Below are 8325 nucleotides of genomic sequence, written 5' to 3' on the forward strand. Positions count from 1 at the left end.
TCAGACTTTGAAGCGCGATACACCACCGCGCAGGCCGGCGGCCACCTGGCTCAACTCATCGATGGCAAAGCTCGCCTGGCGCAGCGATTCCACCGTCTGAGTGCTGGCATCACTGAGCTGGGCCAGGGCCTGGTTGATCTGCTCGGCGCCAGTGGCCTGGGCCTGCATGCCCTCGTTGACCATCAGCACCCGCGGCGCCAAGGCCTGGACCTGGTGGATGATCTGGCTCAGTTGCTCGCCCACCTGCTGCACTTCGAACATGCCACGGCGCACTTCTTCGGAGAACTTGTCCATGCCCATCACCCCGGCCGATACCGCCGACTGGATCTCGCGGACCATCTGTTCGATGTCGTAGGTGGCCACGGCAGTCTGGTCGGCCAGGCGTCGCACCTCGGTGGCGACCACGGCAAAACCGCGGCCATATTCGCCGGCCTTTTCCGCCTCGATGGCGGCATTGAGCGAGAGCAGGTTGGTCTGGTCGGCCACCTTCACGATGGTCACTACCATCTGTGTGATGTTGCTGGCCTTTTCATTGAGGATGCCCAGCTTGGCGTTGACCAGGTCGGCGGCGCCCATCACCTGGTGCATGGTTTCTTCCATGCGCGCCAGGCCCTGCTGGCCGGAACCGGCCAGGCTCGAGGCCTGGTCGGCGGCAGAGGTGACCTCGGTCATGGTGCGCACTAGGTCGCGCGAAGTGGCAGCGATTTCACGCGAGGTGGCGCCGATTTCGGTGGTGGTGGCGGCCGTTTCGGTGGCGGTAGCCTGCTGTTGCTTGGAGGTGGCGGCGATCTCGGTGACCGACGTGGTCACCTGCACCGACGAGCGCTGCGCCTGGGCCACCAGGTTGGCCAGGGCTTCGGCCATTTCGTTGAAGCCGCTTTCGATGGCACCGAACTCATCCTTGCGGTCCAGGCTCAGCCGCATGCTGAGGTCGCCCGAACGCAGCTTGTCGAGGGCATGGACGATGCGTTGTACCGGTGCGGTGATGGCACGCATCAACAGCAGGCCGCAGATACCGGCGGCCACGATCGCCAACAGCAACGAGACCATCATGCTGCCCTTGGCGGTGCTAACGGCCGTGACGATTTCACGGGTCGCTGCATCTGCAGACTCGCGGTTGTGCTCGATTACCGTGTTGAGGTGCTTGCGCCCTTCCACCCAGGCCGGGGTGAGCACATCCCTGATCAGCCGCTCGGCTTCGACGTAGTTCTGCTGGCGGTAAGCCTCAAGCACTTGGCCGATGATCTTGAGGTAGTTTTCTTCAAGTTTGATGAAGGTATCGAAGCGTTCCTGGTCATCGGTGTCCTGAATGGTGCCTTGGTAGTTCGCCATGAATTGCTTGAGGCGATCTTCGAAACTCTTGAACAGCTCCATGTCGGCCGTGGTGATTTCGCGGTGGTCGGACAGCCCCACCAACTGCTGGCTGGTGACGTAGCTGTCGACCCAGGCGCTGCGGATCATCGAGCTGTAGTAGAGCCCCGGAATGCTGTCTGTTCCCACCGCCTCCTCGGCAGTTTCGATCGTCACCAGCCGCGAGTAGGCGGCTACGATCATCAGCAGCATGATGGCGATGATCACGGCGAAACTTGCCAGGATCCGTTGGCGCAAGGTCCAGTTCTTCACATTCAGCCCTCAGGAATTCACAACGAGCGGGAAAAATCGCCGAATTATAGCCCAGGGTTGCTACCCTATTGCGGCTGAAATGCGAGGTATTCAGGCCTCTATCCTGGTCGGCCTGGCTATTTTCCGCTTCACTGGCCTGCGGCAAGCCGTACCTGGCTCTCCAGTTCCTGGCGCAGAGCAGGGTCGAGACGCAACTGCCGGGCCAGTTCGTCCAGGTAGGCGCGCTCCATGAAGTTTTCCTGATCGACCATCATCACACTGGCAAGGTACATCTCGGCCGCCATCTCCGGTGTTTGCGCCGCGCGGGCAACTTCGGCCGGGTCCAGCGGCTTGTTCAGCTCATCGTGCAGCCAGTGCTGCAGGTCGCGATCGCTGTCCAGGCGGGTGAACTCGCCTTCGATCAAAGCCCGCTCGCGGTCGTCCATATGGCCATCGGACTTGGCCGCCGCCACCAGGGCGCGCAGCACCGCCTGGCTGTGCTGCTCGGCCTGGGCCGGCGGCAGGCGGTCGAGGGTCTGCGGCTCGGCGCCCTGGCCTGCGCCCTGGCGTGCCTGCCAGTTGCCATAGGCCTTGTAGGCCAGCACGCCAAGTGCGGCCAGGCCGCCATAGGTGAGCACCTTGCCGCCATACTTGCGGGCCTTCTTGCTGCCCAGCAGCAGGCCCAGCGCCCCTGCCCCCAGGGCACCCCCTCCAGCACCGGAGAGCAGGCTGCCCAGCCCACCCGTGCCAGCCGAGGGCTTACCCGCAGCAGAAGGCTTGTTGAGCAGTTCCTGACCGGATTTGAGCAGTTGGTCGAGCAGGCCCCGGGTGTTCATGCGCACGTCTCCACGGTATGAGAAGGAGCGCCCAGAGTACGGCTTGCCACCCGGCACGCCACCCAGGGATTTGCTTCCGGATGTTGCATTAGCTGGCAAAAAGCCAACTAGACTCCTCATCGCCAACCACTTGCACAGGCGACTACGCTTATAACCGTTGCTTCACTGCTTTCTTGACGACTGCCCCGACCAAAATCTCCAAAAAGAGGGAACACCATGTCAGTGCACAAGACCGCATTGCTCGGCGCCGCGACCGGCGCGCTGCTGGCCAGCGCCAGCCTGCAGGCCGCCGAGATGCCCAAGGCCCTGGGCGCCGGTGAGGGCCGGCTGGATATCGTCGCCTGGCCCGGCTACATCGAGCGCGGCGAAAGCGACAAGGCCTATGACTGGGTCACCGGTTTCGAAAAGGAAACCGGCTGCAAGGTCAGCGTCAAGACGGCGGCCACGTCCGATGAAATGGTCAGCCTGATGACCAAGGGTGGCTACGACCTGGTCACGGCTTCCGGTGACGCCTCGCTGCGCCTGATCGTCGGCAAGCGCGTGCAGCCGATCAACACGGCACTGATCCCCAACTGGAAGAACATCGACCCGCGCCTGCAGAACGGCGGCTGGTACGTGGTCGACAAACAGGTGTACGGCACGCCGTATCAGTGGGGCCCGAACGTGCTGCTGTACAACACCAACGTCTTCAAGCAGCCACCCACCAGCTGGAACGTGGTGTTCGAGCCGCAAGACCTGCCCGATGGCAAGCCGAACAAAGGCCGCGTGCAGGCGTATGACGGGCCGATCTACATCGCCGACGCGGCGCTTTACCTGAAATCGGCCAGACCCGAGCTGGGCATCAACGACCCGTACGAGCTCAATGAGGCACAGTACAAGGCCGTGCTGGAACTGCTGCGCCAACAGCAACCGCTGATCCACCGTTACTGGCACGACGCCACAGTGCAGATGAGCGACGTGAAGAACGAAGGCGTGGTCGCCTCCAGTTCGTGGGGCTACATGGTCAACGGCCTGAAGGCCGAGAACCAGCCTGTGGCCTCGACCATTCCGCAGGAAGGCGCCACTGGCTGGGCCGACACCACCATGTTGCACAGCGAGGCCAAGCATCCCAACTGCGCGTACAAGTGGATGGACTGGTCGCTGCAACCCAAGGTGCAGGGCGATGTCGCCGCCTGGTTCGGCTCCTTGCCGGCAGTCCCGGCAGCCTGCACCGGCAGTGAACTGCTGGGGGCTGAAGGGTGCAAGACCAACGGCTTCGACAATTTCGACAAGATCGCCTTCTGGAAAACTCCTCAGGCCCAAGGCGGCAAGTTCGTGCCGTACAGCCGCTGGACCCAGGATTACATCGCGATCATGGGCGGGCGCTAAAGCCGGTTGAGCCTGTACCGGCCTCTTCGCGGGCACGCCCGCTCCCACAGGAACCGCGCCGTACCTGTGGGAGCGGACGCGCCGGCGAAGAGGCCAGTAGACGAGACAGAAATCGAACGGAGCCAAGGTAATGCCCCTAGCCGTCCAGTTCACCCAGGTTTCCCGCACCTTCGGCGAGGTCAAGGCCGTCGACCAGGTCAGCATCGACATCGATGACGGCGAATTTTTCTCGATGCTCGGCCCCTCCGGCTCGGGCAAGACCACCTGCCTGCGGCTGATCGCCGGCTTCGAACAACCCGACAGCGGGTCGATCCGCATCCATGGTGTCGAGGCCGCTGGCGTGCCACCCTACCAGCGCGACGTCAACACCGTGTTCCAGGACTACGCCCTGTTCCCGCACATGAACGTGCGCGACAACATCGCCTACGGCCTCAAGGTCAAGGGCGTGGCCAAGGGCGAGCGTCATGCCCGCGCCGAACAAGCGCTGGCCATGGTTGCCCTGGCCGGCTACGGCGAACGCAAACCGGCGCAACTCTCCGGCGGCCAGCGCCAGCGCGTTGCCCTGGCCCGCGCCCTGGTCAACCGGCCACGGGTACTGCTGCTCGATGAACCGCTGGGCGCGCTCGACCTGAAGCTGCGCGAACAGATGCAGGGCGAATTGAAGAAACTGCAGCGTCAGCTGGGCATCACCTTCATCTTCGTCACCCACGACCAGACCGAGGCACTGTCGATGTCGGACCGGGTGGCGGTGTTCAACCGCGGGCGCATCGAGCAGGTCGACACGCCGCGTAACCTGTACATGAAACCGGCGACCACCTTCGTCGCCGAATTCGTCGGCACCTCCAATGTCATACGGGGCGACCTCGCCGAACAGCTCAGTGGCAGTCGCTCACCGTTTTCCATTCGCCCGGAGCATATCCGCCTGGTGGAGCAGGCCGGCCAGGCGCATGACGTCCAGCTCAGTGGCCTGCTGCGCGATATCCAGTACCAGGGCAGCGCCACGCGCTATGAGGTGCAGCTGGACAACGGTCAGCTGCTGGCTGTGAGCCACGCCAACGACCGCTGGCAGGCGCTACCGCAGCCCTGGCAGGCCGGCCAGCAGGTGCAGGTGCGCTGGCCGCGCGAGGCGATGACCGCGCTGCAGGAAACTGTCCTGGCTGAGGCGCGCTGACATGCGCCATCTGTCCGACCTGCTGTACCGGCGCCCCAATCTCTACCTGGCACTGTTGCTGATCCCGCCGCTGACCTGGTTCGGCGCCATCTACCTGGGCTCGCTGCTAGGCCTGCTGTGGCAAGGGTTCTACACCTTCGACGACTTCACCATGGCGGTTACCCCGGAACTGACCCTGGGCAACTTCGCCGCGCTGTTCAACCCTTCGAACTTCGACATCATCCTGCGCACCCTGGCCATGGCCGTGGCGGTCTCGCTGGCCAGTGCGGTGCTGGCCTTCCCCATCGCCTACTACATGGCGCGCTACACCAGCGGCAAGACCAAGGCGTTCTTCTACATTGCGGTCATGATGCCGATGTGGGCCAGCTACATCGTCAAGACCTACGCCTGGACCCTGCTGCTGGCCAAGGGAGGAGTGGCCCAGTGGTTCATCCAGCAACTGCACCTGGGTGCGCTGCTGGAGGCCGTGCTGGCCGTACCCGGGGTTGGCGGCAGCACGTTGTCGACCTCGCACCTGGGGCGCTTCATGGTCTTCGTGTACATCTGGTTGCCGTTCATGATCCTGCCCATCCAGGCCTCGCTGGAGCGCCTGCCGCCCTCGTTGCTGCAGGCTTCGGCAGACCTTGGGGCCAGGCCCGGGCAAACGTTCCGGCAAGTGATCCTGCCGCTGTCGATCCCCGGCATCGCCGCCGGCTCGATCTTCACGTTCTCGCTGACGTTGGGCGACTTCATCGTGCCGCAGCTGGTCGGCCCACCGGGTTACTTCATCGGCAGCATGGTCTATGCCCAGCAAGGGGCGATCGGCAACATGCCGATGGCGGCAGCCTTCACCCTGGTGCCGATCGTGCTGATCGCGGTGTACCTGTCCATCGTCAAGCGGTTGGGGGCCTTCGATGCACTCTGAAAAAGCGTCTGTCGGCTTGCGCCTGGCGGCCTGGGGCGGGTTGCTGTTCTTGCACTTCCCGATCCTGATCATCTTCCTGTACGCCTTCAACACCGAGGATGCGGCGTTCAGCTTCCCGCCCAAGGGCTTCACCCTCAACTGGTTCAGCGTGGCCCTCGCCCGCCCCGACGTGCTCGATGCCATCAAGCTGTCGCTGCAGGTGGCCTGCCTGGCCACGCTGATCGCGCTGGTGCTCGGCACCCTGGCCTCGGCGGCGCTGTACCGGCGCAGCTTCTTCGGCAAGGAGAGCATCTCGCTGATGCTGATCCTGCCCATCGCCCTGCCCGGGATCATAACGGGCATTGCCCTGCTCTCGGCATTCAAGAGCCTGGGTGTAGAACCCGGCGTGTTGACCATCGTCATAGGCCACGCCACGTTCTGCGTGGTGATCGTCTACAACAACGTGATCGCGCGCCTGCGGCGCACCTCGCAGAGCCTGATCGAGGCGTCCATGGACCTCGGTGCCGACGGCTGGCAGACCTTCCGCTACATCATCCTGCCCAACCTCGGCTCAGCCCTGCTGGCCGGGGGCATGCTGGCGTTCGCCCTGTCATTCGACGAGATCATCGTCACCACCTTCACCGCCGGCCACGAGCGTACCTTGCCGATCTGGCTGCTCAACCAGCTCAGCCGCCCCCGCGACGTGCCGGTGACCAACGTGGTCGCCATGCTGGTGATGCTGGTGACCATGTTGCCGATCCTCGGCGCCTATTACCTGACCCGTGGCGGCGAAAGCGTCGCGGGCAGTGGCAAATGACCCTCAAGGAGTCCCTCATGCAAACCCGAATGCTGATCAACGGTAAGCTGGTCGCCGGCGAAGGCCCTGCCTGGACTGTACTCAATCCAGCCGAAGGCAGCGCCCTGGCGCAAATCAACGAAGCCACCGAGGCCCAGGTCGATACCGCCGTGCGCGCCGCCGACCAGGCTTTCGACAGCTGGTCCCAGACCAGCCCCAAGGAGCGCTCGCTGGTGCTGCTGGCGCTGGCCGACACCCTCGAAGCCCATGGCGATGAACTGGCCCGACTCGAGTCGCAGAACTGCGGCAAGCCGTTTGCCGCGGCCCTGAATGATGAAATCCCGGCCATCGCCGACGTATTCCGCTATTTTGCCGGCGCCGCACGCTGCCTCGGCGGGTCGGCGGCGGGTGAATACCTGCCGGGCCATACCTCGATGATCCGCCGCGACCCGCTGGGCGTGGTGGCTTCGATTGCGCCGTGGAACTACCCGTTGATGATGCTGGCGTGGAAGGTCGCCCCGGCCTTGGCAGCGGGTAATACGGTAGTCATCAAACCCTCCGAGCTGACCCCGCTGACCGCCCTGCGCCTGGGCGAACTGGCCAAGGACCTGTTGCCGCCCGGTGTGCTCAACATCCTGTTCGGCCGTGGGCAGACGGTCGGCAACCCGCTGGTCACCCACCCCAAGGTGCGCATGGTCTCGCTGACCGGCTCCATTCCCACCGGCGCGCATATCATTGGCGCCACTGCCAGCAGTGTGAAACGCATGCATATGGAATTGGGCGGCAAGGCGCCGGTGCTGGTGTTCGATGATGCCGATATCGACGCAGCCATCGATGGCATCCGCACGTTCGGCTTCTACAACGCCGGCCAGGACTGCACGGCGGCCTGCCGCCTGTATGTGCAGGCGGGTATCTACGAGCGCTTCGTCGAGCGCCTGGGCAAGGCCGTTTCCAGCCTCAAGGCCGGCCTGCAGGATGCCGAGGACACCGAACTCGGCCCGCTGATCAGCGCCCAGCACCGCGACAAGGTGGCCGGCCTGGTCCAGCGTGCCATCGCCCAGCCGCATATCCGCCTGGTGACGGGCGGCAAGGTGATTGCGGGGGATGGCTTCTTCTTCGAACCGACCGTACTGGCCGACGCCTTGCAGGATGACGAGATCGTGCGCAACGAGGTGTTTGGCCCGGTGGTCTCGGTGACCCGCTTCAGCACCGAAGAGCAGGCGCTGGAATGGGCCAACGACTCCGATTACGGCCTGGCATCATCGGTGTGGACCCGCGACACCGGCCGCGCCCACCGCCTGGCGGCGCGCTTGCAGTATGGCTGCACCTGGGTCAACACCCACTTCATGCTGGTCAGTGAAATGCCCCATGGGGGACAGAAGCATTCGGGGTATGGCAAGGACATGTCGATGTATGGGCTGGAGGATTACACCTGTGTGCGGCATGTGATGATCAAGCATTGAACGTAATGCCTGGATTGAGGCGGGACCTCAATCCAGGAGCTTTCCTACATTGCGTCAAGCCCATCTCTTGCTTTCGTTATCTTGTGATCATCGAAAACCTACGATCAGGAAGCCAGAAGGCATGGAATATCTGGGACACAAGGCAGTAGTGAAATACAGCAAAGAGGGTCGGAGGTAAAAGACAACCTCCGAAATCAACGCGACCA

At 63.7% G+C, this 8325-nt stretch carries 7 protein-coding genes; 5 read left to right on the forward strand and 2 right to left on the reverse strand.

The window, feature by feature from the left end; translation table 11 throughout:
* Together APH33_RS20535 and APH33_RS20540 are read right to left on the reverse strand one after the other, a co-directional pair.
* On the reverse strand, positions 1-1623 hold the full coding sequence (locus tag APH33_RS20535; protein ID WP_054886919.1) for a methyl-accepting chemotaxis protein: 1623 nt from the start codon (positions 1621-1623) through the stop codon (positions 1-3).
* A 128-nt stretch (positions 1624-1751) separates the two neighbouring features.
* The gene (locus APH33_RS20540; protein WP_054886920.1) at positions 1752-2438 is read right to left on the reverse strand and encodes a tellurite resistance TerB family protein; all 687 of its coding nucleotides are present in this window, start codon (positions 2436-2438) and stop codon (positions 1752-1754) included.
* A 216-nt stretch (positions 2439-2654) separates the two neighbouring features.
* Between APH33_RS20540 and ydcS the strand changes: the two genes are divergently transcribed.
* The 5 genes from ydcS (at position 2655) to APH33_RS20565 (ending at position 8119) form a co-directional block, all read left to right on the forward strand.
* Positions 2655-3806 carry a putative ABC transporter substrate-binding protein YdcS gene (gene ydcS / locus APH33_RS20545; RefSeq protein ID WP_054886921.1) on the forward strand — a complete coding sequence of 384 codons (1152 nt, stop codon included), beginning with the start codon at positions 2655-2657 and terminating at the stop codon, positions 3804-3806.
* 130 nt (positions 3807-3936) lie between these two features.
* The gene (locus APH33_RS20550; protein ID WP_054886922.1) at positions 3937-4977 is read left to right on the forward strand and encodes an ABC transporter ATP-binding protein; all 1041 of its coding nucleotides are present in this window, start codon (positions 3937-3939) and stop codon (positions 4975-4977) included.
* A gap of 1 nt (position 4978) precedes the next feature.
* Complete coding sequence (locus tag APH33_RS20555) at positions 4979-5881, forward strand: ABC transporter permease (RefSeq protein WP_054886923.1); 903 nt, start codon at positions 4979-4981, stop codon at positions 5879-5881.
* Positions 5871-6677: an ABC transporter permease gene (locus APH33_RS20560; RefSeq protein ID WP_054886924.1), complete on the forward strand. Its 807-nt coding sequence runs from the start codon at positions 5871-5873 to the stop codon at positions 6675-6677. Before APH33_RS20555 ends, APH33_RS20560 begins: the two co-directional genes overlap by 11 nt.
* Before the next feature lie 17 nt (positions 6678-6694).
* On the forward strand, positions 6695-8119 hold the full coding sequence (locus APH33_RS20565; protein ID WP_054886925.1) for a gamma-aminobutyraldehyde dehydrogenase: 1425 nt from the start codon (positions 6695-6697) through the stop codon (positions 8117-8119).
* Positions 8120-8325 lie beyond the last annotated feature (206 nt).

It is taken from the genome of Pseudomonas sp. NBRC 111130 (assembly GCF_001320485.1).
In the GTDB taxonomy this organism is placed as follows: domain Bacteria; phylum Pseudomonadota; class Gammaproteobacteria; order Pseudomonadales; family Pseudomonadaceae; genus Aquipseudomonas; species Aquipseudomonas vlassakiae.